This is a genomic window from Curvibacter sp. APW13, from assembly GCF_032337135.1.
In the GTDB taxonomy this organism is placed as follows: Bacteria; Pseudomonadota; Gammaproteobacteria; order Burkholderiales; family Burkholderiaceae_C; genus Allorhodoferax.
Genome location: NZ_JAVXZZ010000001.1, coordinates 169,386 through 194,813, shown reverse-complemented (window position 1 = coordinate 194,813; position 25,428 = coordinate 169,386). Strand labels below are relative to the sequence as shown.

Genomic DNA, 25,428 nt, shown 5'->3' with positions numbered 1-25,428 from the left:
GTTTTTCGGGTGTCCGCTGCGGACAGGATCAGCGCTGGTCGATGGGCTTGATGTCGCGCTTGACGTTGCCGCTGAACAGCTGGCGGGGACGGCCGATCTTGTACTCGGGGTCGGCCAGCATTTCGTTGAGCTGGGCAATCCAGCCCACGGTACGGGCCAGGGCGAAGATACCGGTGAACAGGCTGACCGGAATACCGATGGCGCGCTGCACGATGCCAGAGTAGAAGTCCACGTTGGGGTAGAGCTTGCGCTGCACGAAGTAGTCGTCTTCCAGGGCGATCTTTTCGAGCTGCTTGGCCAGCTTGAACAGCGGGTCGTTTTCCAGGCCCAGGGCAGCAAGCACTTCGTTGCAGGTTTCCTGCATGAGCTTGGCGCGGGGGTCGTAGTTCTTGTACACGCGGTGACCGAAGCCCATGAGCTTGACGCCGGAGTTCTTGTCCTTCACCTGTTCCATGAACTGGCCAACCTTGGCCACGCCACCGTTGGCCTGGATCTCTTCGAGCATGTTCAGGCATGCTTCGTTGGCACCACCGTGGGCAGGGCCCCACAGGCAGGCCACACCCGCGGCGATGGCGGCAAACGGATTGGTGCCAGAAGAACCGCACAGACGCACGGTGGAGGTGGAGGCATTCTGCTCGTGGTCAGCGTGCAGGATGAAGATGCGGTCCATCGCCTTTTCGATCACGGGGTTGACCTTGTAGTCCTCGCAGGGGGTGCCGAACATCATGCGCAGGAAGTTGCCTGCGTAGGACAGTTCATTGCGGGGGTACATGTAGGGTTGGCCCATGCCGTACTTGTAGGCCATGGCCACGAGCGTGGGCATCTTGGCGATCAGGCGGATCGCGGCGATGCGGCGGTGCTCGGGGTTGTTGATGTCGGTGCTGTCATGGTAGAAGGCCGACAGGGCGCCCACCAGACCGGTCAGCACGGCCATGGGGTGTGCGTCGCGGCGGAAGCCACGCAGGAAGAACTGCATCTGCTCGTTGACCATGGTGTGGTTGATCACGAGCTTGTGGAAGTCGTTGCGTTCGGTTGCGTTGGGCAGGTCGCCGTTGAGCAGCAGGTAGCAGGTGTCGAGGTAGTCGCACTGGGTGGCGAGCTGCTCGATGGGGTAGCCGCGGTGCAGCAGTTCACCCTTGTCGCCGTCGATGTAGGTGATGGCGGACTGGCAGGACGCCGTGGACAGGAAGCCCGGATCGTAGGTGAACATGCCGGTCTGGGCATACAGCTTGCGGATGTCGATCACATCCGGGCCGATGTTGCCGTGGTAGATCGGCAATTCGATGCTGGGGGCACCGTTGGCGAACGACATGGTCGCTTTGTTGTCAGACAGTTTCATTTTTTCACCTTTCAGATCGGTTCTATCAACATACTCAAAACTTCACGCACGTCGGCGGTGTCCAACGACGCATCCACTTCCGCTAGCGACTTGCGTGCCAGATGCAGGTCTAGCAGGTCGTTGTCGCTCAAGTCCATCAGGCGCGACATGCCATCAGCCGTGCGCGCTGTCATTCCCTGGGCATGGCGCTGGAAGAAACGCTCGATGAAGAGGTCGTTCTCCAGCAAGCCGCGCCGGCACCGCCAGCGCAGTTTGCTCAGTTCGGCCTCGGTAATCAAGCGTTCTGGGTCCATGCCTTCAGTGGTTTACACCGCGCGACGAACCATCAGTTCCTTGATCTTGCCGATTGCCTTGGTCGGGTTCAGGCTCTTGGGGCAGACGTCCACACAGTTCATGATGGTGTGGCAGCGGAACAGGCGGTAGGGGTCTTCCAGGTTGTCCAGTCGCTCATTGGTGGCGTCGTCGCGGCTGTCGGCGATGAAGCGGTAGGCCTGCAGCAGACCGGCAGGACCCACGAACTTGTCGGGGTTCCACCAGAAGCTCGGGCAGGACGTGGAGCAGCTGGCGCACAGGATGCACTCGTACAGGCCGTTGAGCTCTTCGCGCTCTTCGGGGCTCTGCAGGCGCTCGCGCTCCGGCGCGGGCGTGTTGCTGATCAGGTAGGGCTTGATCGAGTGGTACTGCTTGAAGAACATGGTCATGTCCACGATCAGGTCGCGCACCACGGGCAGGCCCGGCAGGGGCTTGAGGACGATGTCGCCCGACAGCGTCTTCAGGTTGGTCAGGCAGGCCAGACCGTTCTTGCCGTTGATGTTCATGGCGTCCGAGCCGCACACGCCTTCGCGGCAGGAGCGCCGGAAGGACAGGGTGGGGTCGATGGCCTTGAGCTTGACCAGGGCGTCGAGCAGCATGCGCTCGGAGCCGTCGAGGTCGAGCTCGATGGTCTGCATGTACGGCTTGTCGTTCTTGTCCGGGTCGTAGCGGTAGATTTTGAAAGTGCGTTTTGCCATTTTGGAAAATTCCTATGCGGTACGAGCGGACCAATCAGAAAGTGCGGACCTTGGGCGGCACGGTTTCGGCCGTCAGGGGCTTCATGCGTACGGGCTTGTAGTCGAGGCGGTTGCCTTCGGTGTACCACAGGGTGTGCTTCATCCAGTTCGCGTCGTCGCGACCCAGGGGAGCGGTCGGGTGGTCGGCACCGTGCTCGTAGTCACGCACGAGGTGGGCGCCACGGCATTCGTGGCGGGCCGCGGCACTGGTCATGGTGGCCTGGGCGGCTTCCATGAGGTTTTCCACTTCCAGCGCTTCGATGCGGGCGGTGTTGAACACCTTGGAGTTGTCCTTGAGGCCAATGTTGGCCACTCGCTCACGCAGGGCGTTGATCTTCTTGACGCCTTCGTCCATGGACTCCTGGCTGCGGAACACACCGGCGTGGGTCTGCATGGCGGCGCGCATGTCGTTGGCCACGTCTTGCGAGTACTCGCCGTTCTTGCAGTTGTCCAGGCGGTTCAGGCGTGCCAGTGACCGGTCGGCAGCGTTGGCCGGCAAGTCCTTATGGGCCTGCGAGGGCTTGACGTTGGCGATGATGTGGTTGCCCGCTGCCTTGCCGAACACCAGCAGGTCCAGCAGGGAGTTGGTGCCCAGGCGGTTGGCGCCGTGCACCGAAACGCAGGAGCATTCGCCCACGGCGTAGAGGCCGTTGATGGCGCGATCTTCACCGCCCACACGCTCGACCACCTGGCCGTTGATGTTGGTCGGGATACCGCCCATCTGGTAGTGAATGGTGGGCACCACGGGAATCGGCTCGCGGGTGATGTCCACGTTGGCGAAGTTGTGGCCAATCTCTTCCACGGAGGGCAGGCGCTTGCGGATGGTTTCGGCGCCCAGGTGGTCCAGCTTCATGTGGATGTAGTCCTTGTTCGGACCGCAGCCGCGGCCTTCGAGGATTTCCTGGCCCATGCAGCGGGACACGAAGTCACGTGGTGCCAAGTCCTTCAGCGTGGGGGCATAGCGTTCCATGAAGCGCTCGCCGTTGCTGTTGAGCAGGATGGCGCCTTCGCCGCGGCAGCCTTCGGTCAGCAGCACACCGGCACCGGCCACGCCGGTGGGGTGGAACTGCCAGAACTCCATGTCCTGCAGGGCGATGCCGGCGCGGGCCGCCATACCCAGCCCGTCGCCGGTGTTGATGAAGGCGTTGGTGGATGCCTGGAAGATGCGACCGGCGCCACCGGTGGCCAGCAGCACGGTTTTGGCGTGCAGGGTGTAGACCTCACCGGTCTCCATTTCCAGGGCGTTGACACCGACCACGTCGCCGTCGGCGTCGCGGATCAGGTCCAGAGCCATCCATTCCACGAAGAAGGTGGTGCGCGATGCCACGTTGGCCTGGTAGAGGGTGTGCAGCATGGCGTGGCCGGTACGGTCGGCCGCGGCACAGGCGCGCTGCACCGGCTTTTCACCGTAGTTGGCGGTGTGGCCGCCGAAGGGGCGCTGGTAGATGGTGCCGTCGGCATTGCGGTCAAACGGCATGCCCATGTGTTCGAGTTCGTAGACCACATTGGGGGCTTCGCGGCACATGAATTCGATGGCGTCCTGGTCGCCGAGCCAGTCGGATCCCTTGACGGTGTCGTAGAAATGGAACTCCCAGTTGTCTTCGCTCATGTTGCCCAGCGATGCGGACACGCCACCCTGGGCAGCCACGGTATGGGAACGGGTGGGGAAGACTTTGGAGAGAACGGCAACATTCAGGCCAGCGCGGGCCAGCTGCAGGGAGGCACGCATGCCGGAGCCGCCTGCACCCACGATGACGACGTCAAATTTGCGCTTGGATACTTTGTAAGACATGGAAATTCGCTTTCAGCAGGGGGCGATTACAGACGCCACAGGACCTGGATGGCCCAGCCGGCGCAGCCGACCAGCCAGACAATGGAGAACACGTGCAGGGCCAGACGCACACCGACGGGCTTGACGTAGTCCATCCAGATGTCACGCACGCCGACCCACACGTGGTAGAGCAGGGCAATGATGACGGCGAAGGTCAGGAACTTCATCCATTGGGCGGAGAAGATGCCGGCCCACTTGTCGTAGCCAATCGGGCCCTTGGTGAACAGCACCTGAGCGAGCACGGCCAGGGTGAACAGGGCCATGAGCAAACCGGTGACACGCTGAGCCATCCAGTCACGCAGGCCGTAGCCTGCACCGACGGTCAGGCGCTTGGATCCGTAGTTAACTGCCATTTTGTGGTTCCTTCTTGTTTTAGTACAGGCCGAAGAGCTTGGCGCCCAGGATCAGCGTCAGGCCCACGCTCAGGGCCAGGGTAACGACGGCCGACGACTTGCCGAACTCCTTGGTCACGGAGTGGGTCAGGTCCATGTAGATATGGCGAACGCCGGCAATGAAGTGGTGCAGGTAAGCCCAGATCAGAGCCAGGGCCACGAGCTTCATGAACCAACCGGGAACAAAACCCAGGCCGACATTGAACGCGGCGCTGAACTTGGCAAACGAGATTTCGGAAGAAACCGAGGTGTCGAACATCCAGATGATGAGTGGCATCAGCAGGAACATCAGTACACCACTGATACGGTGCAGGATGGACACGATACCCGCTGCCGGCAAGCGGTAGCTGGGGAGGTCGCTCAAGGCGTTGATGTTGCGGAATTCAGGGCGGGGGGAGCGCGTTGCCGGAGAGGACTCAGCCATAGACGTCTTTCGTGGAGGTAACTGAAATGTAATTATTGCAGCGAGAGGCCGGATTTTATTGCACTGCACTAGGCTGACGGGGGACTTGCGGGAACATCAATTCTCAACTCAGCGCATTGTGGTAGTAGTGGGTGTCCGTCAGGTACAGGCCCTGGCGCAACTCCATCGGGACATCGTTGTAGGTGTAGGCGATGCGTTCTACCCGCAGCAAGGGGGTTTGTGCCTTGATCTGCAGCAATTCACACTGGTCTTCGGTCGGCAGCACGGCGCGGATCTTTTCGTCCGCCCGCACCATGCGTACGCCGAACTCGGCTTCGAACAGGCCGTACATGGGGCCGTTGTAGTCGTCCAGCCGCTCCGCGGTCAGCCCCTTGAACGGGGTGCCTGGCAGCCACAGGTCTTCAAGAATGGTGGGAATGCCGGCAAATGCCAGTACCCGGCGGACCTGCAGCACGGGCTCGCCCACTTTCAGTCCGAGTGCCTTGGCCACTTCGGTGGAGGCGCGCACGCGCTTGCAGTCGATGATGCGCCGCTGTGCCGGGCCTTCGCTGTTCAAGTCCCCCGAGTCGGGCATGAGCTTGAGGAAGCGGTACTGCACCTGGCGCTCGGCGTGGGTGGCCACGAAGGTGCCCTTGCCCTGCTTGCGCACCAGCAGGTTTTCCGAGGCCAGTTCGTCGATGGCTTTGCGCACCGTGCCCTGGCTCACCTTGTAGCGTGCCGCCAGTTCCAGTTCACTGGGAATGGCGCTGCTGGGTTTCCACTCGCCGGCCTGCAGGCTTTGCAGGATGAGTGCCTTGATTTGCTGGTACAGGGGGCTGAACGATGGCGTGGGAACACCGCCCGAAGACGGCAAAGCATCTGCGCCGCTGGCTGCCGCTGCATCGTTGGCAGGGGTGTTGGGGGTGTTCATACGGTCGTTTTGTCAGGGCGAAGTCAGACTTGCGAATTTCTCACAATCATATCTTATATAAGACATAAGACAAGTTGACCGTCGCGCATTTTCGGGGGTAAACTCCATGGCACTTGGGGCTGGTTTGCGCTAGGTCAAACCGAGCACCCTCCAAGTTTCCTTTACCTTTCTGGAGTCTCACCATGAGCAAAAAACCCGTACGTGTTGCCGTTACCGGCGCTGCTGGCCAAATCGGTTACGCCCTGCTGTTCCGCATCGCCTCTGGCGAAATGCTGGGCAAGGACCAGCCCGTCATCCTGCAATTGCTCGAAATTCCGGATGAAAAAGCCCAGAACGCGCTCAAGGGCGTGATCATGGAACTCGAAGACTGCGCATTCCCCCTGCTGGCCGGCATCGAAGCCCACAGCGACCCCATGACCGCCTTCAAGGACACCGACTACGCCTTGCTCGTGGGTGCCCGTCCCCGCGGTCCCGGCATGGAGCGCGCCGACCTGCTGGCCGCCAACGCCCAGATCTTCACCGCCCAGGGCAAGGCCCTGAATGCCGTGGCTTCGCGCAACGTGCGCGTGCTGGTGGTCGGCAACCCCGCCAACACCAACGCCTACATTGCCATGAAGTCGGCTCCTGACCTGCCGGCCAAGAACTTCACAGCCATGCTGCGCCTGGACCACAACCGCGCTGCGTCGCAAATCGCCACCAAGATCGGTTGCGCCGTGGGCGACATCGAGAAGCTGGCCGTGTGGGGCAACCACTCGCCCACCATGTACGCCGACTACCGCTTCGCCACGGTGAATGGCAAGTCCGTCAAGGACACCATCAATGACCACGATTGGAATGCGAACACCTTCCTGCCCACCGTGGGCAAGCGTGGTGCCGCCATCATCGCCGCCCGTGGCCTGTCGTCTGCTGCTTCCGCCGCCAACGCAGCCATCGACCACATGCGCGACTGGGCCCTGGGCACCAACGGCAAGTGGGTCACCATGGGTATTCCTTCCAACGGCGAGTACGGCATTCCCAAGGAAGTCATGTTCGGCTACCCCGTCACCTGCGAGGGCGGCGAGTACAAGATTGTCGAAGGCCTGCCGATCGACGCCTTCAGCCAAGAGTGCATCAACAAGACCCTGGCTGAACTGGAAGGCGAAAAAGACGGCGTCAAGCACCTGCTGTAAGCCACTGCAGTGACCCATCCGCGCGACATACTTCTCGGCGCCCAGGGCGCCACGGGCATGCTGCCCGTGTGCGACCACTATTGCGGTGTCGAGGCGCGGATGGTCAAGAGCCTGCAGCTGCAGGCCAGTTCCATTGAGCAGCACGGGGTGTGCGCATTCGACGTCACCCTGGACTGCGAGGACGGCGCCCCGGTTGGGGCCGAAGTCGAGCATGCCAATCTGGTGGTAGCCCTCGCCAATCAAGCGCAGTCCGCTAGCAAATTGCTAGCATCTGTGCGGCGCGTCGGTGCCCGTGTGCATCCGGTGGATCACCCCTCGTTTGCGGCCGATGTGCAGACCATCGTGGGACAGGCAGGCGGTGCGTTGCGCTACCTCATGATCCCGAAGGTGGAGTCGCGCGACGATGTCGACATCGCCGTGGCGGCCGTGAACCAGGCTGGTGGCCATGCATTGCCGCTGCACGTACTCATCGAGTCCCCGGGGGCGGTGGAGCAGGCGTTTGCCATTGCGTCCCATCCGCGGGTGCAGTCGGTGAGTTTCGGTCTGATGGACTTCGTCTCGGCCCATGGTGGAGCCATTCCTTCCCAGGCCATGACGGTCGGACGGGGGGAAGATGCCGCGTTGGACCAGTTTCACCACCCGCTGGTGGTACGGGCCAAGCTCGCCATTGCGAGTGCCTGCCACGCCTTCGGCAAGGTGCCCTCGCATTGTGTGGTCACCGAGTTCAAGGACACGGCCTTGCTGGGCCGTGCTGCCCGCATGGCCTACCAGGCTTTCGGTTACACCCGCATGTGGAGCATCCACCCGGATCAAATCCCTGTCATCGTTGCTGCTTTGTCGCCCACTGCAGACGAGGTGGTGCAGGCTGGTGCCATCATGGTGGCAGCGCGCGACAAGGAATGGGGGCCGGTGTCCGTCGATGGCAAGCTGCACGACCGCGCCAGTTTCCGCTATTTCTGGCAGGTGCTGGAGCGCGCCCACCAGGCTGGCATGGAGATGCCGACACAGATGCAGCCGTATTTTGACCGGACGTCGAACGAGTTGCTATGAATTTGGAAGCTGTCTGCGCACATTCTGCGCGGGCAACTGATGGTTTTGATGGTTTTTTTGAGGAGTAGAGAGATGTTGCAAGCCTACCGCGCCCACGTTGCCGAACGCGCTGCCCTGGGTATCCCGCCACTGGCGTTGGATGCCAAACAGGTCGAAGCGCTGATCGAGCTGATCAAGAACCCGCCCGCCGGCGAAGAAGCGTTCCTGATGGACTTGCTGACCCACCGCGTACCCCCGGGTGTGGACGACGCTGCCAAGGTCAAGGCCAGCTTCCTGGCCGCGGTCGCGCACGGTGACATCAAGGTTGGCCTGATCTCCAAGGCCAAGGCCACCGAGTTGCTGGGCACCATGGTCGGTGGCTACAACGTGCATCCCCTGATCGAGCTGCTGGACGACGCCGAAGTGGCCGGTGTGGCTGCCAACGCGCTCAAAAAGACCTTGTTGATGTTTGACTTCTTCAACGATGTGGCGGCCAAGGCCAAGGCTGGCAATGCCAAGGCCAAGGAAGTGATGCAGAGCTGGGCCGACGCCGAGTGGTTCACCAGCCGTCCCGAAGTCGAGAAGAAGATCACCGTCACCGTGTTCAAGGTGCCCGGTGAAACCAACACCGACGACCTGTCGCCCGCGCCCGACGCCTGGAGCCGCCCCGACATCCCCTTGCACTACCTGGCGATGCTCAAGAACACCCGTCCCGACGCGGCCTTCAAGCCCGAGGAAGACGGCAAGCGTGGTCCGATGCAGTTCATCGAAGACCTGAAGAAGAAGGGTCACCTGGTCGCTTATGTGGGTGACGTGGTCGGTACCGGTTCTTCCCGCAAGTCGGCCACCAACTCCGTGGTTTGGGCCACCGGTCAGGACATCCCCTTCGTGCCGAACAAGCGTTTTGGCGGCGTGACCCTGGGCGGCAAGATCGCCCCCATCTTCTTCAACACTCAGGAAGACTCCGGCTCGTTGCCGATCGAAGTGGACGTGACCAAGCTCGAAATGGGCGACGTGATCGACGTGCTGCCCTACGATGGCAAGATCCTGAAGAACGGCGAAACCGTGGCCGAGTTCCAGCTCAAGAGCCAGGTGCTGCTCGACGAAGTGCGTGCCGGCGGCCGCATCAACCTGATCATCGGCCGCAGCCTGACGGCCAAGGCCCGTGAATTCCTGGGTCTGGCCGCTTCCACGGCCTTCCGCCTGCCCCAGGCGCCCAAGGACACCGGCAAGGGCTTCACCCTGGCGCAGAAGATGGTCGGCCGCGCCTGCGGTCTGCCCGAAGGCCAGGGCATTCGCCCCGGAACCTACTGCGAACCCAAGATGACCACCGTGGGTTCCCAGGACACCACCGGCCCGATGACCCGCGACGAGCTGAAGGACCTGGCATGCCTGGGCTTCTCCGCCGACTTGGTGATGCAGTCCTTCTGCCACACCGCTGCCTATCCGAAGCCGGTCGATGCCAAGATGCACCGCGAGCTGCCCGCCTTCATCTCCAACCGCGGTGGCGTGGCCCTGCGTCCCGGTGACGGCGTGATCCACAGCTGGCTCAACCGCCTGCTGCTGCCCGATACCGTCGGTACCGGTGGCGACAGCCACACCCGCTTCCCCATCGGCATTTCCTTCCCCGCAGGCTCCGGCCTGGTGGCCTTCGGCGCCGCCACCGGCGTGATGCCGCTGGACATGCCCGAGTCGGTGCTGGTGCGCTTCAAGGGCAAGATGCAGCCCGGCGTCACCCTGCGTGACCTGGTGCATGCCATCCCCCTGTACGCCATCAAGGCCGGTTTGCTGACCGTGGCCAAGCAGGGCAAGAAGAACGTGTTCTCCGGCCGCGTGCTGGAAATCGAAGGTCTGCCCGACCTGAAGGTGGAGCAGGCGTTCGAACTGTCCGACGCCGCCGCCGAGCGTTCCGCTGCCGCCTGCACGGTGCAGCTCAACCCCGAGCCGATCGCCGAGTACCTGCGCTCCAACATCGTTCTGATGAAGAACATGATTGCCGATGGTTACCAGGACGCCAAGACCCTGGCCCGCCGTATCGAGAAGGTCGAGCAATGGCTGGCCAACCCCAGCCTGCTTAAGGCCGACAAGGATGCCGAGTACGCTGCCGTGATCGAGATCGACATGAACGAGATCGTCGAGCCCATCGTCTGCTGCCCCAACGATCCGGACGATGCCAAGACCCTGTCCGAAGTGGCCGGTGCCAAGATCGACGAGGCCTTCATCGGCTCGTGCATGACCAACATCGGCCACTTCCGCGCGGCAGCCACCGTGTTGGGCGGTGCCCGTGACATCCCGGTCAAGCTGTGGGTGGCACCGCCCACCAAGATGGATGCGTCTGAGCTGATGAAGGAAGGCCATTACGCCAACTTCGGTGCTGCCGGTGCGCGCACCGAAATGCCCGGCTGCTCGTTGTGCATGGGCAACCAGGCCCAGGTGCGCGAAGGCGCGACCGTCATCTCCACCTCGACCCGCAACTTTCCCAACCGTCTGGGCAAGAACACCAACGTGTACCTGGGCTCGGCCGAACTGGCTGCCGTGGCGTCCAAGCTGGGCAAGCTGCCGACCAAGGAAGAGTACCTGGCGGCCACCGGCGTCATCACTGCCAAGGCGGACCAGATCTACAAGTACATGAACTTCGACCAGATCGAAGAGTACGCAGAGACCGCCAAGACCGTCGCCTGAGCGTTCGACCGTCGATGCATGAGAAACGGCCCTTCGGGGCCGTTTTCATTTCCGGGGCTGCTTTCCGGTCAACGCGGTACCGACGGTACGACAGCTTCGCAAACGCAGTGGCCACGGCGTCGCTCGCCAGGAAATCCTTGAGCGCCTGGAGTGCCGCTGGCGTGTGGCGACGTCTGGAGGCACCGAATCTTCCCCTTGTATTCCCCAGTCCCTGTCGCCAAACCTCTATCGAACGTGCTGCTTGGGGCTGTTTGTCCATCCCGTGAGGGGGCGGCTGGGGGCTAGGGTAACTACGTGGTTGCGCCAAGACGAAACCTGCAGCGCTTCACGGCGAATCAGGCTAGGATGTTGGAGGACGTTGGTCAATTCCTAAAAGAGGTGAATGATGAGCACATCCAGCATCAAGTTTCGATTGAATCTCTTGTTCGTGGTAATCGTTTCCGTCTTGCTGTTGGTGTTCGGAGCGGTCAACTACTTTCGGGCCAAGGCAAGCCTTGAGGCGTCCATGCAGCATCAGGTCGACGCGACCTTGGGGCGCTTGGCGTCCGGCCTGCCGGGGGCGATCTGGAATTTCGACAAGGCGCAGATCGACCAGGGTCTGAATTCCGAAATGGGGGCCAGTTTCATTTCGGGCATAGTCATCAAGAACGGTGAAAAAATCGTTGGAGGGACGGTTCGGGGTAGCGATGGCAAGCCTCAGCCTGGAACACAAACACCGGCCTTTGATTACTCCAAGGCCACTGACATGGAGTACATGGATGGTGGCAAGGCCAACTCTGTGGGCAAGGTGACCGTGTACGTTTCCTATGCCGAGATCAACAAGGCCTTGCGTGATGAACTGGTTTGGACCGTGGTCCAGATACTGGTGTTGGACATCATCATCGTGGTTGCCCTGTCCGGCATTCTCAGCACCATGGTGCTCAACCCGTTGGCGCAGATTGGTGCAGCCTTGCATGACATTGCGGAAGGCGAGGCAGATCTGACGAAGCGCATTCCTCGCGCTCAGACCGATGAGTTCAACCGGGTTGCTGACAGCTTCAACGTCTTCATCGACCGGCTGCAGCAGATCATTTCCCAGGTCAGTGGCGGCATCGTGACCATCACGCATGCAGCCAATGAGATTGCCAGCGGCAATATGGACCTCTCGAATCGCACCGAGTCACAGGCCAGCGCATTGGAGGAAACGGCTGCTTCGATGCAGGAGATTACCCAAACTGTGAAGCAGAACGCCGAGAACGCGCAAATCGCCAACCGCATGGTGGGTACTGCAGCCGATGTCGCTTCCAAGGGGGGAGCCGTGGTGGCTCAGGTGGTGCAGACCATGGGGGCCATCAATCAGTCGTCGCGCAAGATCGTGGACATCATCAGCGTGATTGATGGTATTGCATTCCAAACCAATATCCTTGCCCTGAACGCCGCAGTGGAGGCAGCGCGTGCGGGTGAGCAGGGGCGGGGATTCGCGGTGGTCGCCAGCGAAGTCCGCAGTCTTGCAGGGCGATCTGCTTCTGCCGCCAAGGAAATCAAATCACTGATCGACGAATCGGTGGGTAACGTTGAGATTGGCACCAAGCTGGTCGATGAGGCCGGTACCACCATGACTGAGATTGTGGACAGCGTCAGCAAGGTCACCAGCATCATGGCGGAGATCCAGTCGGCCAGCGAAGCACAAACCCTCGGCATCAGCCAGGTCAACGAAGCAGTGCGTCATATGGACACCAACACGCAGCAAAATGCCGCGCTTGTGGAGGAGGCTGCTGCTGCCGCCGGGTCGATGCAGACCCAGGCGTCACACCTCGCCCAGGCGGTGAGCGTTTTCAAACTCGGAAATGAGGCGCACCTGCCTGCGCTTCGCTAACCGCTTCGCTCTGGTGGAGACCGCTGTTTTTGTTGATTGACAAGGACAGTGGGCTAGACGTAAGGTGCAACAGTCAGGGCTAAGGTTTTCCTGGCATTCAACGACCATTTTTTCGAGGAGTAGCGTCATGAGGAAATTCTTCTTGTCTCTCTTGCTGGCTGCTGCTGGCCTGGGTGGCGCGCATGCGGCCGAGGTAATCAATTTGGCGATCGGTGAATGGGCTCCCTTCACCTCCGAGAAGGACCCCAAAGGGAAACTGCTGGAAACGGTCGTGACAGAAGCCTTCAAGCTGGAGGGCATTGAGGTGAAGTACAGCTACTATCCGTGGAAGCGCAGTTCGACCATGGTCGAGGAGGGCCAGTCAGACGGCAGTTTTCCCTGGGGCAAGATTCCCGAGCGTGAGGCCACGTTCGTGTTTGCCAAGTCGCCTGTCATGACCGATGAGTCGGTGTATTTCTTCCCGAAAAGTGTGCCTTTTGACTGGAAGACCATCGATGATCTGAAGAAGTACAAGGTCGGGGTCACCATTGGGTACAAGAACGAAACGGTCTACAAGAACAAGGGAATTGCCGCCGAGTCCGTTCCCCAGGAAGAGTTGAATTTCAAGAAATTGGCCGCGGGGCGCCTGGATGTGTACGAAACCTCAAAGGAGGTGGGATATGCGCTCATTGCCAAGCACTTGACGCCCGAAGAGGCAAAGCTCATTACGCACCACCCCAAGGCGTCCGAGCAGATGGAATACTACATTTTCTTCTCGAAGAAGAATCCCAAGGCGAAGATGTATGCGGACAAGTTTGATTCAGGCTTGGCCAAGCTGAAGGCATCGGGCGGATACGCCAAGATATTTGCCAAATAGTCGGTGGTAGCTGCCGTATCCCCCCAAGAGTGGTGCGTAAGCCGGGGGGCAAAGGTGGCACGGGCCAGTTCTTTGGTTGGGTAATCGAGGCACACGCAGTCAGCTGCGGGTGATTGTCCGGGGGGAAAGGCGAGGCGCTTGTTCCAGGCAGTGGTGGCTGCACTGCTTGGATAATGGCGGCATGAGTTTCATGACGTCGATTCCGTTGCCTGCCCAGACCGTGCTGTTGTTGGTGGCCAGCAATGTGTTCATGACAGTGGCATGGTATGGACATCTGAAGAACATGGCCACGGCCCCCTGGTATGTTGCTGCGTTGCTGAGTTGGGGTGTGGCACTGTTCGAATACCTGCTTCAGGTACCGGCGAACCGAATTGGCTTTCAGCAGGCAGGTTTCTCTGTAGCCCAGTTGAAGATCCTTCAGGAGGTCATCACACTGGCTATCTTTGTACCGTTCTCGGTGCTGTATTTGGATCAGCCCATCAAGCTTGACTACCTGTGGGCTGGGCTGTGCCTGGTGGGTGCGGTCTATTTTGTATTTCGGGGTGCCTGAGGGGCATTTCGGGGGCAGCGGTTACACTCCCGCCTTCGTTTAACCCTAATTTTCTTGCCAGAATTTTTCCTGGAGACCCTCCTATGTTCGGAAAGCTGCTGCCCCGCGAAGGCAATTTCTTTGAGATGTTCAACCAGCATGCGGATCGTGTGGTGGAAGCGGCAAAGGCGTTCTCCCAGTTGGTGGCGAACTATGGTGACTTGGACTTGCGCGCCAAGTACAACCAGGCAGTGGATGACGCGGAGCGTGCGGCAGATCGCGTGACGCACGACTGCAACAAGGCCATTCACATGACTTTCATCACGCCCATTGACCGCGAGCAGATCCACTCGCTGATCAACACCATGGACGATGTGGCGGACCTGATCCAGGATTCTGCGGAGACCATGGCGCTGTACGACGTACGGCACATGACCGACGAAATCGTGCGTCTGACCGATTTGAGTCTGAAGTGCTGCGAGCGACTGCGCGATGCCGTGAAGCTTCTGGGAAACATTGCCGATCAGGCCACCGCCGAAGCGGCGCTCAAGACCTGCGAAGAGATTGACCGCCTCGAGTCCGACGCAGACCGCGTGATGCGCACCGCGATGAGCAAGTTGTTCCGCGAGGAGCCCGATGTGCGGGAAGTGATCAAGCTGAAGGCGATCTACGAGTTGCTGGAAACCATCACCGACAAGTGCGAAGACGTTGCCAACGTCATCGAGGGCATCATCCTTGAGAACTCCTGATTCCGGGCGGAGAACCTGACTTATGGATACCGCACAAACCGGATTGTGGGTGGTCGTGATGCTGGTGCTGTTGGCGCTGGCATTCGACTTCATGAATGGCTTTCACGACGCCGCCAACTCCATCGCGACAGTGGTGTCAACAGGCGTCTTGCGCCCCGGACAGGCCATTCTGTTCGCGGCGTTCTTCAACTTCATCGCCATCCTGATCTTCAAGCTCAGTGTTGCGGCCACGGTGGGCAAGGGCATTGTCCAGCCGGGAGTGATCGATATCCATGTGGTCTTTGGCGCCCTGTCGGGAGCGATTGCCTGGAACGTGATCACCTGGTACTACGGCATTCCCAGTTCATCTTCGCATGCGCTGTTGGGCGGGATTGTCGGCGCGGTCATCGTCAAGGCTGGCGCAGGTGCGCTGATTCCTGGAAAGATCCTGACCACGGTCGCGTTCATTTTCGTTGCGCCGTTCCTTGGTTTCGTGCTGGGTTCCCTCATCATGGTGATCGTGGCCTGGATATTCCGCCGAACGCGCCCAAGCAAGGTGGATACCTGGTTCAGGCGTTTGCAGCTGCTTTCCGCTGGTGCCTACAGCCTCGGTCACGGCGGCAATGACGCGCAGAAGACCATGGGAATCATCTGGATGCTCCTGATTGCCACAGGATACAGCGCTGCGGAAGACAAGAACCCCCCGAATTGGGTGATCATTTCCTGTTATGCAGCGATCGGTCTGGGAACCATGTTCGGCGGTTGGCGCATCGTCAAGACCATGGGGCAAAAGATCACCAAACTCAAGCCAGTAGGGGGCTTCTGCGCAGAGACCGGTGGCGCCATCACCTTGTTCCTCGCTACCGGCTTGGGTATCCCTGTCTCGACCACACATACCATCACCGGTGCAATTGTCGGTGTCGGCTCCACGCAGCGGGCAAGCGCCGTACGCTGGGGTGTGGCGGGCAATATTGTCTGGGCGTGGATCTTCACGATCCCGGCGTCCGCATTCATGGCGGCCATCGCCTATTGGATCAGTCTGATGCTTTTCTGACGATGATCTGATGCACCGGAAGGGAGCCTCAAGGCTCCCTTTTTCATTCCGGGTTCGTGGTGTTGCCCTGGCCGATGAAACGTTGCATCAAGACTACGTCAAGCCAGCGGCCGAATTTCCAGCCGCAGGCATCGAGGGTGCCTGCGTGTTCGAATCCGCAGCTGCGGTGTACGCCGACCGAGCCGGCGTTCGCCGAGTCCCCGATCACGGCGATCAGCTTTCGTACACCGGCCCGCTCCGCTTGTGCCATCAGCTCCGAGAGCAGCAGTTTTCCATAGCCTTTGCCAGCAGCCTGTGGTGCGAGGTAGATCGAATCTTCTGCGGAAAACCGATAGGCGGGGCGCGGCTTGAACCAGTTGCAGTAGGCGAATCCTTGCACCGTACCGTTGTTTTCCAGCACCAGGTATGGAAGGCCTTTGCCCAGCACGTCGGCGCGTCGTGCGGCCATCTCGGTTTCGGTGGGGGGCGTGGTTTCAAAAGTGCCGGTTCCATGCAGGACATGGTGGGCATAAATGGCGGTGATGGCGGGCAGATCGCTGTCGTGTGCTGGGCGCAGGGTGGTCATTTGGGAAATGCAGGGTTATAATCGTCGGCTTTTCGGAGTGTCACTTCCCGGGTGGGTAGTTGCGTGTCTCAAACTCCGAGAAACATGTGAAAACTGTTACACCCCCGAAGGATAAATCATGGTCGTCATTCGACTTGCTCGCGGTGGAGCCAAAGCCCGCCCCTTTTTCAACATCGTTGTTGCCGACAAGCGTAACCGCCGCGATGGCCGTTTCATCGAGCGCATCGGTTTCTACAACCCCATCGCCGCCGCCAACGAAGAAGGCCTGCGCATTGCCCAGGACCGCCTGACCTACTGGAAGAGCGTCGGTGCCCAGGCTTCTCCCACCGTGGAGCGCCTGATCGCCCAAGCCGCCAAGAAGGCTGCCTAATTTTCCTGCCTGAAGGCGGGTGTACCCTTTTGGGGTGCGCCCGCTTTTTGCGTTTCTGGAGTCTCAATCCGTATGCTGACCGGCCTTGAACCAACCACCTTGCCTGATGACGCCGTCGAAGTGGGGCGCATCGGCGATGCCTGGGGCATCAAGGGATGGTTTCGGGTGCTGCCACACAACAGCAGCACCGAGGCCCTTTTTGCTGCCAAGCAATGGTTCCTGCTGCCAGCGGAGAAGGGTGCCAAGACATTCTCCGGGGTCGGGTGCCTGCAGCTGGCCCAGGTGAAATACCACTCCGATTCCATTGTGGCTGGTCCCAAGGGTATTGCCGACCGGACGGGCGCTGAGGCCCTGCGCGGCGCACGCATCTTCCTGTCCCGGACGGACTTTCCGCCGTCGCAGGAAGGCGAGTTCTATTGGGTCGACCTGATCGGTCTGCAGGTTGACAACCGCGAAGGCCAGTCCATGGGGGTGGTGCGCGACCTGCTGGAAACCGGTCCGCAGACCGTGCTGGTGCTTGAATACGAGCTGGATGGCAAAGCTGCCGAGCGCATGATCCCCTTTGTGTCGGCCTATGTCGACAAGGTGGACCTGGCGGCGAAGAAGATCCTGGTCGACTGGCAGGCCGATTACTGATGGTGTCGCGTGCGCTTTGACGTCATCACCCTGTTTCCGGAGATGTTTGCGCCACTGACCACGGTGGGCATCAATCGGCGGGCCTTTGAGTCCGGTGCACTGGAACTGCATCTGACCAACCCGCGTGACTTCGCGCCCGGCAACTACCGCCGTGTCGACGACCGTCCATTCGGTGGAGGCCCAGGCATGGTGATGATGGCGGAGCCGCTGGCGCAAGCCGTACAGCATATCCGGGCGCAGCGGCAGGATCGGGCTCCCGTTGTACTGTTTTCACCGATCGGAGATTCGCTGAACCATGCGCGGGTCGAAACCTGGGCGCAAAGTCAAGGCGCCATCCTGATTTGCGGTCGTTACGAGGGACTGGACCAGCGTTTCATCGACCGCTATGTGGACATGCAGATCAGTCTGGGCGATTTCGTCTTGTCGGGTGGCGAATTGCCCGCGATGGTTCTGTTGGATGCCGTCGCGCGCCTGCTGCCGGGCGTACTGGGTGACCAGGACAGCCATGTGCAAGACAGTTTCAACCCGGCGGTTCAGGGCCTGCTGGATTGCCCGCACTACACGCGCCCCGAAGAGTGGGAAGGCCAACGTGTCCCGGAGGTGCTGCTGAGCGGGCACCATGAAAAGATCGAGGCTTGGCGCATGCAGCAGCGTCGAGAACTGACCAAAAAGCTGCGTCCTGACTTGCTCAAGGACTGAGCTGCCCACCGTGTCAGTGGCCCAGTTTGCCCCAGGCTTGGGGCTCGGGTTATAATGAAAGGCTAACCGATCCTCTGTACAGGCAGGTTCGTCCGCATTCGGCGTGATGGATTGATACCAATTCCGGTGTCGTCGTGTACATGATCACTGAGGAAACCATGAGCAAAATCATCCAAGCCCTCGAGGCAGAAGAAATCGCCCGCCTGGGCAAGAACATCCCTGAGTTCGCCCCCGGTGACACCGTCATCGTGAGCGTGAACGTGGTGGAAGGTAACCGCAAGCGCGTCCAGGCCTACGAAGGCGTGGTCATTGCCAAGCGCAACCGTGGTCTGAACAGCGGCTTCATCGTGCGCAAGATCTCCAGCGGCGAAGGCGTGGAACGTACGTTCCAGCTGTACAGCCCCCTGATCGCCGGTATCGAAGTCAAGCGCCGTGGTGACGTTCGCCGCGCCAAGCTGTACTACCTGCGTGACCGCAGCGGCAAGTCTGCCCGCATCAAGGAAAAGCTGCCCGCCAAGAAGGCCGCTGAATAAGCGTCTTCCTGGACTGAAAACCGCCACCGATCGTGGCGGTTTTTTTTTGCCCGCCGCCGGCGCCCCGATAATGTGCTATCCCCCTGTTATGAATGGATAAGACCGTCTTGCCTGCCTTGCCCGCCTTTGATCCTCGCCTGGTCCCCATTACCGGTGTGGACACCCACCTCCCGCCATTGGGCGAGCAGGATTTGCGTGCCGAGGCAATACGGCAGCGTTGTTCCCGTGAACTGGCATGGACGCCCGAGTTTCGCAAGGAGGAGCGCTTTTCCGACCGGCCACCGACCCAGGCGTCCGTACTGGTGCCCCTGGTGTTGCGCGATTCGCTGACTGTGCTGCTGACGCAGCGCACTGCCCATCTCAACAGCCACTCGGGGCAAATAGCGTTTCCCGGTGGCAAGGTGGACCCGCAGGACAGGGATGTCGCCCACACGGCCTTGCGAGAGGCGCAGGAGGAAGTCGGCTTGGACAGTGCCCATGTAGAAGTCATTGGCACCTTGCCCGAATATGCGACAGGTAGTGGTTTCGTCGTCACGCCGGTGCTGGCGTTTGTGTCGGCCGAGGCGGCCCTGGTGCCGAACCCGGAGGAGGTGGCCGACGTGTTTGAAGTCCCGCTGTCGTTCCTGATGAATCCTGCCAACCACCGCCACCATGCCGTCGAATGGGCCGGACGCACACGGCACTGGATGTCCATGCCCTACCAGCAGGGTGCTCAGGAGCGCTTCATCTGGGGCGCCACGGCTGCCATGCTGCGCAATCTTTACGCATACCTGCGCGCGGGTGTTTAGACCGCCGTAGCGGAGTCGCTATCATCGCCCCATGAGTTTCGTCTCCATTTTGCTGGCGCTGCTTCTGGAGCAGGCCCGACCGCTTTCTCCTGGCAATCCGGTACACGGTGCGGCCCGTGATTGGCTGCGCTGGGTGGGGCGCAATTTCGATACCGGCGCTAACCGGCATACCGCATTGGCCTGGGGCCTGTCCGCACTGTTCCCTGCGCTGGTGGCGTTGGCTGTGCACTGGGCATTGCTCTGGACCTTCGGTTGGGCGGTGGCCGTGGTGTGGAGCGTCGTGGTGCTCTATGCCACTCTGGGGTTCCGTCAGTTCAGCTTCCATTTCACGGAGGTGCGTGACGCGCTGGATGCCGGGGATGTCGAGCAGGCACGGGCAGCGCTGGCGCGCTGGATGCGCCGAGATGCCAGCGAGCTGCCCAAGACCGAAATCGTGCGCGAGGTCATTGCACACTCCGTGCTGTCGGCACACCGCCATGTGTTCGGGGTGTTGGCTTGGTATACCGTGCTCGCGGCCTTCGGGTTCGGGCCCGCCGGCGCGGTCTTCTACCGCATGGCGGCCTACACCCAGGAGTTTGCCTCGCGCCCGCTCAAACCGTCGAGCCAACCGGTGAGCGCAGCCTTCATCGAACGCAGTCGGCATGCGTGGTATGCCGTCGATTGGGTGCCGGTACGTCTTACTGCCTTGTTCTTCGCCTTCGTCGGAAGTTTCGAGGAAGCGGTGGACGCTTGGCGTCAGCATGCCCAGAGCCGGCCGCACGACAACGATGGCGTGGTGCTGGCCGCTACTGCAGGTGCTGTCAACGTTCGCCTGGAACCGGCGGGGGCTGGTGCCGAGCCGCAGGTTTCGCATCTTCGTGCGGTGGTGGGACTGGTATGGCGAACTGTCGTGATGTGGATGGTGTTCCTGGCCCTGATCTCGGTGGCACGCGTTCTGGGCTGACGCTAGCTGGAGCTGTCGGGATCAAAAACGCTTCTGCGATAGTTCCTCGTGCAGAACGCTATAAATTGAATAGCGGCTAGTGCTTATTTCACCTGGACTAGCGCCTGATTTGGTGGCGGAAATCACGCCGCAGCCGGGTTCGTGCAAGTGGGTGCAGTTGTAGAACTTGCAGTTCTGGGCGTGGGCTCGGATGTCTGGCATCCAGGAGGCGAGGTCCTGGGGCGCGATATGGGCCAGCCCGAACTCCTGAAAGCCTGGTGAATCCATCACGCCGGTGGTCCGTTCGGCATCGAGCCAATACAGGGTCGTGCTGGTGGTGGTGTGCTTGCCGGAATTGAGCGCAGTCGAGATGCTGTTGGTCAACACACCTGCGTTCGGAATCAGGCAGTTGATGAGGGTACTCTTTCCCGAGCCGGAGGGCCCCAGCACCAGGCTCTTCTTGCCCTGCATGTGGCCCAGCAGTTCAGCCAATCCCTTTTGCGCAGCAACTTCGGGTGAGCCCGGGTTTAGCGCCAGTGGCAGGACCGTGTAGCCCATGGCCCGGTAGGGAGCGAGCTTTTCCCACGCGCGGGCGAATGGCTCGGACAGGTCTTCCTTGTTGAGGCCGATCAAGACCGGTATGCGCTCGGCTTCGCAGGCGATCAAGGCACGGGCCAGTTGCTGCTCCGAGAACTCCGGCTCCGCGGCAATCAGGATGACCACGAGGTCCAGGTTGGCCGCGAACATCTTGGTGCGGATCTCGTCCTGGCGGTAGAGCAGATTGCGCCGAGGTTCCACCTTTTCGATCGTGCCTTCGTCCTGCGAGGGTTTCCATAGCACCTCGTCCCCAACGACCGTGGCGCTTTTCTTGCCGCGGGGGTGGCAGATGCGGCGCTGGCCATCGGGCGTCTCCACCCACACGTGGCGGCCGTGCCCCGCTACGACGAGTCCGCGCTGCAGGCCGGCTTCAGCCATGGGCCACCATGCGGGCGATGCGTTCCGACGCGGGAGGGTGTGAGTAGTAGAACTTCACGTAAACCGGATCTGGGGTCAGGGTGGAGGCATTGTCCTTGTAGAGCTTGAGCAGGGCGTTGGCCAGGTCCTGAGCACCGGCGTTCTGCGCTGCGAAGGCATCCGCCTCGAACTCGTGCTTGCGCGACAGCTGGGCGAAGACCGGGCTCACGAAACTGGTGGCTACCGGTAGCGTCATCATGAACAGCAGCAGTGCCAGGGCATCATTGCCCCCCGACAGGTTGGGAACGACGCCCAGCCCGGTGTAGAACCAGACCTGTTGGCTCAGCCAGCCCAGTAGCGCCAAGGCAGACAGGCTCAAGGCAAAGGTGGAGACGATGCGCTTGGTGATGTGCCTGTGCTTGAAATGCCCCAGTTCATGGGCCAGCACCGCATCCACTTCCGCGGGTGTCAGCTGGGCCAGCAGCGTGTCGTAGAACACCACACGCTTGGCACTGCCGAAACCGGTAAAGTAGGCGTTGGCATGGGCACTGCGGCGGCTGCCGTCCATCACGTAGAAGCCCTTGCTCGTGAAGCCACAGCGCTGCATGAGGGCCGTGACACGTTCTTTCAGCGCAGCGTCTTCCAGGGGTTGGAACTTGTTGAACAAGGGGGCGATCCAGGTGGGGTAGACCACCAGCATCAGCAGGTTGAACCCCATCCAGACGCCCCAGGTCCACAGCCACCACAGGGGGCCAGTGGCCCCCATGAGCCAAAGCACCAAGGTCACCATGGGAATTCCGATGATCGCGCCAACGACGGCCGACTTCACCAGATCCTGCACCCACAATTGAAGCGTAGTGCGGTTGAAGCCGAAGCGCTGCTCCAGCACAAAGGTTCGCCAGGCTGCCCAAGGCAGGTCCAGCAGGCCGCCAATGACCCCGAAGGCGACCACCAGTGCGACCTGCTGCCACAGCCCCGGCGCAATCCATCCGGTGATCCATCCATTGAGTGCGGAGAGGCCTCCCAGCAAGGTCCACGCCAGCAACAGGGCCGTGCCCCATGCCAGTTCCAGCAGCCCGAACTGTCCTTGGGCAATGGTGTAGTCCGCCGCCTTCTGATGGTCAGCCAGGGGGATCTGCGGCGCGAACGCCGCGGGCACGGTATCCCGATGGGCTGCCACATGGCGCATTTGGCGCGTGGCGAGCCACAGCTTCAGGAGCACACTGGCCATGAGCAGCATGGCGAATGCAATGGAGAGCAGATTGGAAGGGGAGAGGTCGGCGTCGGTCATCGGCGCCGAGTGTAGGGCATCGGTCACAATATCCCCATGACCGCTACAACTCCCCCCTTGGCCAAATCCGACCAGAACCTGGTATGGCTCGACTGCGAGATGACTGGCTTGAATCCCGAGCATGACCGGATCCTCGAGATCGCGGTGGTCGTGACCGGGCCGCACCTGGAGCCCCGGGTGGAAGGGCCGGTGTTTGCCATCCACCAGAGTGACGCATTGCTCGATGGCATGGATGCCTGGAACAAGGGGACCCATGGCAAGAGTGGGCTCATCGACAAGGTGAAGGCCTCGACCGTGACCGAGGCACAGGCCGAGGAGGCCCTGCTGGCGTTTCTGGCCCAGTACGTGCCCGCCAACGCATCGCCGCTGTGTGGCAACACCATTTCGCAGGATCGACGCTTTCTGGTGAAGTACATGCCCAAGCTGGAGGCATTTCTGCACTATCGCAATCTCGATGTCAGCACGCTCAAGGAGTTGGCAGCGCGCTGGAAGCCTGCGGTGAAGTCGGGCTTCAAGAAGCAGCAACGGCACACGGCGCTGGCGGATGTGCACGAGTCCATCGACGAACTGGCGCACTACCGCACCCACTTCCTGAACCTGGCCTGAAACGGCTGAATAGAAAAAATTAGGTAAAAACCCTAGGTTGTGCAATAATCTAGGGCTTCGCTGCTTTCGGTAGCGAATTTGCACATCTCCCTTCATGCACCGGGCACGCCTTGTTGGCGAAAAAAAGCCCCCCGCACTGATTCCCCCAGACAGACTTGGGCGGCCAGAGCAGGTTCCGTTTGATGGTTGATGTTTTTTAACCATGAACGGGGCCCACCGCACCACGTGCGGCGCTCGCTTTCGAGAAAAACTATGACTGACACTATGCAAGTGGCTGGCGACTTTGCGCCTGCCGAAATTTCTTTGGACAACAACGCTGCCGTGGTGGACACCCTGGTGCAGGACGACACCCCCAACGGCTTTGTCGAACTGGGCCTGGCCCCGCAACTCGTGCAGGCCGTGAAAGACCTGGGCTATGTCCAGCCCACCTCCGTTCAGACCAAGGCCATTCCCCTGGCGTTGCCCACCGACGACGAGGAACACCATGGCTACAACGACCTGATGGTCTCCAGCCAGACTGGTTCGGGCAAAACGGCAGCGTTCCTGCTGCCCGTGTTGCACACCCTGATCGAACAGCAGGCCCAAGCCGAAGCGCAGGAGCGTGCCGACTATGAGCGCGCTGTGGCCGAGGCTGCTGCCAAGGGTGACGCTGCGCCCAAGCGCCCCAAGCGCAAGGACCCGACCAACCCCCGCAATTTCAAGGCCGCCGTTCCCGGCGCGCTGGTACTGTGCCCGACCCGTGAATTGGCCCAGCAGGTGGCGCACGACGCCATCGACCTGGTGAAACACTGCCGTGGCCTGCGCATTGCCAATATCGTTGGTGGCATGCCCTACCAGCTGCAGATTGCCAAGCTGCAGAATGCCAACCTGGTAGTGGCCACTCCAGGTCGCTTGCTCGACCTGCAGCGCTCCATGCAGATCAAGCTGGACCAGGTGCAGTTCCTGGTGGTCGATGAAGCCGACCGCATGCTGGACCTGGGCTTCTCGGACGACCTCGCCGAAATCAACCAGCTCACCAGCCAGCGCCGCCAGACCATGATGTTCTCGGCCACCTTCGCGCCGCGTATCCAGCAACTGGCCATGCGCGTGATGCACGACGGTGGCACCCGTGTGCGCAAGGTGCAGATCGATACCCCGCAGGAAAAGCACGCCAACATCAAGCAGTCGCTGTTCTGGGCCGACAACGCCCAGCACAAGCGCAAGCTGCTGGACCACTGGCTGCGCGATTCCAGCATCGACCAGGCCATCGTGTTCGCCAGCACCCAGATCGAGTGTGACGGCTTGGCTGCCGATCTGCAGCAAGACGGCTTCTCCGCCGTGGCCCTGCACGGTGCCCTGAGCCAGGGCATGCGCAATCGCCGCCTCATGGCCTTGCGCAATGGTCAGGTGAAGATCCTGGTGGCAACCGACGTGGCCGCCCGCGGTATCGACGTGCCCACCATCACCCACGTGTTCAACTTCGGCCTGCCCATGAAGGCGGAAGACTACACCCACCGCATCGGCCGTACCGGCCGTGCCGGACGCGACGGTCTGGCCGTGACCTTTGCGGAGTTCCGTGATCGCCGCAAGATCATGGACATCGAGCAGTACACGCACCAGCCCCTGAAGGCCGAGACCATTCCTGGCATGGAGCCGCAGCAGCGCTTCCCCGACACCCGTGCGGGTCTCGGTGGCCGCGGTGGTCGCCGTGATGACCGCGCCCCCCGTGGCGGTGGTCGCCGTTTCGATGGCCCGCGTGAAGGCGGATTTACCAATGGCCCGCGCGAGGGTGGTTTCAGCTACGAGCGCAAGGGCGGTTTCAATGACCGCTTTGCCGGCCAGGGTTTCTCGGCCCGCCGCGATAACGGCGATCGTCCGCATGGGCGCGGTGGTTTCGGCAACGGCCCGCGCGAGGGTGGATTTGCCAATGGTCCCCGCGAAGGTGGTTTCGGCGGCGGTCGTCGCGTTGACGGTCCGCGTGAAGGTGGATTCGGTGGTGGGCGTGATTTCCACGCACCCCGTGAGGGCGGCCGCGATTTTGGTGGTCAGCGTGAAGGCGGTTTCGGTGGAAACCGCGGTGGATTCGACGCACCCCGTGGCGACTTCAAACCCGCATTTGCCCGTCCCGCAGGCTTCGGCAAGGCCGCAGGCAACGGTGGCAAGCCTTTCACGCCGCGCGACGGCAAGAAGCGCCCCGCCCGCAACTTCGACTGATCCACTTTTGCGACTTTCAAAGGA

26 protein-coding genes are annotated in these 25,428 nt (G+C 61.2%); 16 read left to right on the top strand and 10 right to left on the bottom strand.

The genetic code is table 11. The features are described 5' to 3' along the window. Positions 1-28: 28 nt before the first annotated feature. The 7 genes from RQP54_RS00850 to RQP54_RS00820 all read right to left on the bottom strand — a co-directional run bounded on the left by RQP54_RS00850 (position 29) and on the right by RQP54_RS00820 (position 5,945). On the bottom strand, positions 29-1,339 hold the full coding sequence (locus RQP54_RS00850; protein ID WP_315676226.1) for a citrate synthase: 1,311 nt from the start codon (positions 1,337-1,339) through the stop codon (positions 29-31). Positions 1,340-1,350: 11 nt separating this feature from the next. Next, positions 1,351-1,632, bottom strand: coding sequence for a succinate dehydrogenase assembly factor 2 (locus tag RQP54_RS00845; protein WP_315676224.1), 282 nt, complete (start codon positions 1,630-1,632; stop codon positions 1,351-1,353). Between the two features lie 12 nt (positions 1,633-1,644). After that, positions 1,645-2,349: a succinate dehydrogenase iron-sulfur subunit gene (locus RQP54_RS00840; protein ID WP_315676222.1), complete on the bottom strand. Its 705-nt coding sequence runs from the start codon at positions 2,347-2,349 to the stop codon at positions 1,645-1,647. A gap of 34 nt (positions 2,350-2,383) precedes the next feature. After that, positions 2,384-4,180, bottom strand: a complete 1,797-nt coding sequence (gene sdhA, locus RQP54_RS00835) for a succinate dehydrogenase flavoprotein subunit (protein ID WP_315676220.1) — start codon at positions 4,178-4,180, stop codon at positions 2,384-2,386. Between the two features lie 26 nt (positions 4,181-4,206). Next, on the bottom strand, positions 4,207-4,572 hold the full coding sequence (sdhD, locus tag RQP54_RS00830; protein ID WP_315676218.1) for a succinate dehydrogenase, hydrophobic membrane anchor protein: 366 nt from the start codon (positions 4,570-4,572) through the stop codon (positions 4,207-4,209). A 19-nt stretch (positions 4,573-4,591) separates the two neighbouring features. Then, positions 4,592-5,035, bottom strand: coding sequence for a succinate dehydrogenase, cytochrome b556 subunit (sdhC, locus tag RQP54_RS00825; RefSeq protein ID WP_315676216.1), 444 nt, complete (start codon positions 5,033-5,035; stop codon positions 4,592-4,594). Between the two features lie 103 nt (positions 5,036-5,138). After that, positions 5,139-5,945, bottom strand: coding sequence for a GntR family transcriptional regulator (locus tag RQP54_RS00820; protein WP_315676214.1), 807 nt, complete (start codon positions 5,943-5,945; stop codon positions 5,139-5,141). A 182-nt stretch (positions 5,946-6,127) separates the two neighbouring features. Here RQP54_RS00820 and RQP54_RS00815 point away from each other — a divergent pair, with 182 nt between their 5' ends. The 8 genes from RQP54_RS00815 (at position 6,128) to RQP54_RS00780 (ending at position 15,847) form a co-directional block, all read left to right on the top strand. Continuing rightward, positions 6,128-7,114: a malate dehydrogenase gene (locus RQP54_RS00815; RefSeq protein ID WP_315676212.1), complete on the top strand. Its 987-nt coding sequence runs from the start codon at positions 6,128-6,130 to the stop codon at positions 7,112-7,114. A 57-nt stretch (positions 7,115-7,171) separates the two neighbouring features. Next, positions 7,172-8,164, top strand: coding sequence for an HpcH/HpaI aldolase/citrate lyase family protein (locus tag RQP54_RS00810; protein WP_315677728.1), 993 nt, complete (start codon positions 7,172-7,174; stop codon positions 8,162-8,164). A 72-nt stretch (positions 8,165-8,236) separates the two neighbouring features. Beyond that, positions 8,237-10,825 carry a bifunctional aconitate hydratase 2/2-methylisocitrate dehydratase gene (acnB, locus tag RQP54_RS00805; RefSeq protein ID WP_315676210.1) on the top strand — a complete coding sequence of 863 codons (2,589 nt, stop codon included), beginning with the start codon at positions 8,237-8,239 and terminating at the stop codon, positions 10,823-10,825. Between the two features lie 385 nt (positions 10,826-11,210). After that, positions 11,211-12,680 (top strand): methyl-accepting chemotaxis protein, encoded by a 1,470-nt coding sequence (locus RQP54_RS00800; protein ID WP_315676208.1) that lies wholly within the window; start codon positions 11,211-11,213, stop codon positions 12,678-12,680. A gap of 127 nt (positions 12,681-12,807) precedes the next feature. Beyond that, complete coding sequence (locus tag RQP54_RS00795; protein ID WP_315676206.1) at positions 12,808-13,536, top strand: substrate-binding periplasmic protein; 729 nt, start codon at positions 12,808-12,810, stop codon at positions 13,534-13,536. A 181-nt stretch (positions 13,537-13,717) separates the two neighbouring features. Then, positions 13,718-14,086 (top strand): DMT family protein, encoded by a 369-nt coding sequence (locus tag RQP54_RS00790; protein WP_315676204.1) that lies wholly within the window; start codon positions 13,718-13,720, stop codon positions 14,084-14,086. Positions 14,087-14,169: 83 nt separating this feature from the next. After that, positions 14,170-14,814 carry a DUF47 domain-containing protein gene (locus RQP54_RS00785; RefSeq protein ID WP_315676202.1) on the top strand — a complete coding sequence of 215 codons (645 nt, stop codon included), beginning with the start codon at positions 14,170-14,172 and terminating at the stop codon, positions 14,812-14,814. 22 nt (positions 14,815-14,836) lie between these two features. After that, positions 14,837-15,847, top strand: a complete 1,011-nt coding sequence (locus RQP54_RS00780) for an inorganic phosphate transporter (RefSeq protein WP_315676200.1) — start codon at positions 14,837-14,839, stop codon at positions 15,845-15,847. 43 nt (positions 15,848-15,890) lie between these two features. Here the strand turns inward: RQP54_RS00780 and RQP54_RS00775 are convergent, their stop codons facing one another. Then, complete coding sequence (locus RQP54_RS00775) at positions 15,891-16,412, bottom strand: GNAT family N-acetyltransferase (protein ID WP_315676199.1); 522 nt, start codon at positions 16,410-16,412, stop codon at positions 15,891-15,893. A gap of 118 nt (positions 16,413-16,530) precedes the next feature. Here RQP54_RS00775 and rpsP point away from each other — a divergent pair, with 118 nt between their 5' ends. The 6 genes from rpsP (at position 16,531) to ampE (ending at position 20,381) form a co-directional block, all read left to right on the top strand. Then, positions 16,531-16,782: a 30S ribosomal protein S16 gene (gene rpsP, locus RQP54_RS00770; RefSeq protein ID WP_315676198.1), complete on the top strand. Its 252-nt coding sequence runs from the start codon at positions 16,531-16,533 to the stop codon at positions 16,780-16,782. 72 nt (positions 16,783-16,854) lie between these two features. Then, on the top strand, positions 16,855-17,418 hold the full coding sequence (rimM, locus tag RQP54_RS00765; protein WP_315676197.1) for a ribosome maturation factor RimM: 564 nt from the start codon (positions 16,855-16,857) through the stop codon (positions 17,416-17,418). Between the two features lie 9 nt (positions 17,419-17,427). Next, positions 17,428-18,117 (top strand): tRNA (guanosine(37)-N1)-methyltransferase TrmD, encoded by a 690-nt coding sequence (gene trmD / locus RQP54_RS00760; RefSeq protein WP_315676196.1) that lies wholly within the window; start codon positions 17,428-17,430, stop codon positions 18,115-18,117. 158 nt (positions 18,118-18,275) lie between these two features. Further along, positions 18,276-18,650: a 50S ribosomal protein L19 gene (rplS, locus tag RQP54_RS00755; protein ID WP_315676194.1), complete on the top strand. Its 375-nt coding sequence runs from the start codon at positions 18,276-18,278 to the stop codon at positions 18,648-18,650. Between the two features lie 92 nt (positions 18,651-18,742). Next, a complete protein-coding gene (locus RQP54_RS00750) occupies positions 18,743-19,438 on the top strand; it encodes a CoA pyrophosphatase (RefSeq protein ID WP_315676192.1) in 696 nt (231 codons plus the stop codon). Between the two features lie 31 nt (positions 19,439-19,469). Further along, positions 19,470-20,381, top strand: a complete 912-nt coding sequence (gene ampE, locus RQP54_RS00745; protein WP_315676189.1) for a regulatory signaling modulator protein AmpE — start codon at positions 19,470-19,472, stop codon at positions 20,379-20,381. A gap of 21 nt (positions 20,382-20,402) precedes the next feature. On the opposite strand, the gene rsgA is transcribed toward ampE, so the two are convergent. Together rsgA and RQP54_RS00735 are read right to left on the bottom strand one after the other, a co-directional pair. Then, complete coding sequence (gene rsgA / locus RQP54_RS00740; protein ID WP_315676187.1) at positions 20,403-21,335, bottom strand: ribosome small subunit-dependent GTPase A; 933 nt, start codon at positions 21,333-21,335, stop codon at positions 20,403-20,405. Then, complete coding sequence (locus RQP54_RS00735) at positions 21,328-22,605, bottom strand: M48 family metallopeptidase (RefSeq protein WP_315676185.1); 1,278 nt, start codon at positions 22,603-22,605, stop codon at positions 21,328-21,330. Before RQP54_RS00735 ends, rsgA begins: the two co-directional genes overlap by 8 nt. Positions 22,606-22,641: 36 nt before the next feature. Between RQP54_RS00735 and orn the strand changes: the two genes are divergently transcribed. Both orn and RQP54_RS00725 read left to right on the top strand, forming a co-directional pair. After that, on the top strand, positions 22,642-23,211 hold the full coding sequence (orn, locus tag RQP54_RS00730; protein WP_315676183.1) for an oligoribonuclease: 570 nt from the start codon (positions 22,642-22,644) through the stop codon (positions 23,209-23,211). Positions 23,212-23,463: 252 nt separating this feature from the next. After that, positions 23,464-25,404: a DEAD/DEAH box helicase gene (locus RQP54_RS00725; protein ID WP_315676181.1), complete on the top strand. Its 1,941-nt coding sequence runs from the start codon at positions 23,464-23,466 to the stop codon at positions 25,402-25,404. Positions 25,405-25,428: the final 24 nt, after the last annotated feature.